The sequence below is a fragment of the Dietzia sp. Cai40 genome, from assembly GCF_014145165.1.
Classification (GTDB): Bacteria; Actinomycetota; Actinomycetes; order Mycobacteriales; family Mycobacteriaceae; genus Dietzia; species Dietzia natronolimnaea.
In genome coordinates this window covers 1-2064 of sequence record NZ_JAALEB010000488.1, presented here as the reverse complement: position 1 = coordinate 2064, position 2064 = coordinate 1, and the positions used below count along the sequence as shown (strand labels likewise).

2 protein-coding genes are annotated in these 2064 nt (G+C 73.0%); both read left to right on the top strand.

All coding sequences use genetic code 11. The features are described 5' to 3' along the window. The coding region (gene alr, locus G6022_RS16250) for an alanine racemase (protein ID WP_182692028.1) at window positions 1–1009 on the top strand (1009 nt) is incomplete at its 5' end. Next, the coding region (locus G6022_RS16245) for an alpha/beta hydrolase (protein WP_182692026.1) at window positions 1006–2064 on the top strand (1059 nt) is incomplete at its 3' end. The genes alr and G6022_RS16245, both read left to right, overlap by 4 nt.

Sequence of the window (2064 nt, the reverse complement as noted above, 5' to 3'; positions counted from 1 at the left end):
CGGTGGGGCGGACGCGCTGGGCGTCACGACGATCGCCGAGGCGGTGCAGCTGCGTGACGCGGGCATCGACGCCGAGATCCTGGCCTGGTTGTTCGGGGTGGGTGACGACGTCGGCGTGGCGCTCGAGGCGGATGTGGACCTGGCGATCCCGAGCCCGGGCCACCTCGACACCGTTCTCGACGCCGCCCGGCGTACCGGCCGCCGCGCCAGGGTGACCCCCAAGATCGACACCGGGCTCGCCCGCTCCGGCATCACCCTCGACGAGTGGCCCTCCCTGCTCGACCGGCTGGTCGCCGCCTCCGACGAGGGCCTCATCGAGGTGACCGGGCTGATGGCGCACTTCGCGCACGCCGACGATCCGGGCAACCCGGTGATCGACCAGCAGGTCGACCGTCTGCACGCGTGCGTGGCGCAGGCCCGCGCCCGCGGGGTGCGGTGCCCGGTCAACCACCACGCCAACTCCGCGGCCACCCTGACCCGCCCGGACGACGGCTTCGAGATGGTCCGCCCCGGGATCGCCCTCTACGGGCTCAACCCGGTCGACGGTCTCGAGGCGGAGCTGGTCCCGGCCATGACGTTCTCCGCCGAGGTCCTGATGGTCAAGCGCATCGCCGCCGGTCAGGGGGTGAGCTACGGGCACACGTGGCACGCCCCGCGGGACACCACGGTGGCCCTCGTGGCGGCGGGGTACGCCGACGGGGTGTGGCGACTGCTCTCGGGCAGGCTCGACGTGTCGATCCACGGACGCCGGTACCCGAACGTCGGCCGCGTCTGCATGGACCAGTTCGTCGTCGACCTGGGACCGGACCCGGGCGACTCGGTCCGCGCGGGGGACACCGCCGTCCTGTTCGGTACCGGCTCCGACGGGGGCCCCACCGCCGCCGAGTGGGCCCGCACCCTCGGGACCATCCACTACGAGGTCGTCACAGCCGTCCGAGGCCGAGCGGTGCGCCAGCACGTTCTCGGGGCCCGCCACGCCAGCGGCGGGCAGAGGGAGGGTTCGCTATGAGTGGAGAAGACGACTCGCCCGGGCGCCGGAGGTCGATGCCCCGGCTCCGGTGGCCCCGGCGCCCTTCCCGGTCCGCTGCGGGGGATCCCGTCGAGGTCCGGTCACCCGAACTGGTGGGCGGGGAGACCGGGGACGCCGAGTCCGTCGAGGAGCAGATCCGGGCCCCGGGCGGTCTCGCCGCGGGTCTGAGCGCCCTCGGCGCCGCGACGATCGGATCCGTGGGCACGCTCCTCCCGGGACGCCGGGCAAGTGACCCGTGGGCCGGCGAGGACATGTGGGAGCTCGGGGTCGACCGGGGTTCGATGGTCGCCGCCTCGGACGGTGTCCCGCTCGCGGTGCGGGAGGCCGGACCGACCGATGCGCCGATGACCGTGGTGTTCGCCCACGGGTACACGCTGTCGATGGACTCCTGGCACTTCCAGCGCCGGCACCTCCAGGACCGATTCGGCTCCGAGGTCCGCCTGGTCTTCTACGATCAGCGCGGTCACGGACTCAGCGGCAAGAGCTCGCGCGACAACTCGACCATCGCCCAGCTGGCGTCCGACCTCAACTCGGTGATCTCCGCCACGGCGCCGACCGGCCCGATCGTGGCGATCGGCCACTCCATGGGGGGCATGACGGTCCTCGGCTACGCCGTCCGCCACGAGGACGCGGTCCGCGAGCGCGTGCTCGGCGTGGGGCTGGTCGCCACGGCGATGGCGGAACTGTCGGAGTCGGGCCTGGGTGCCGTGCTCGACAGCAGGGCCGTCAGCAGATTCGTGGGCCTCGCCGGCCGCACGCCCGCGGTGTTCACCAGCAGCCGCAGGGCCCTCGGGGCGATCATCTCGCCGTTCATCTACGGCGGCTCGTTCGGCGACCCGGCCAAGATGAGCCCGACCGTCGCCAGGTTCGTGGACAAGCTCATCGCCTCGACGGACGTCCTGACGATCGCGAACTTCTTCGAGACCCTCACCCAGCACGACGAGTCCGCGGCCGTGCCCGTGCTCCGCGACGTGCGCACCACGGTGTTGTGCGGGGACCGCGACCTGCTCACCCCCCTCGACCGCTCGGTGGAC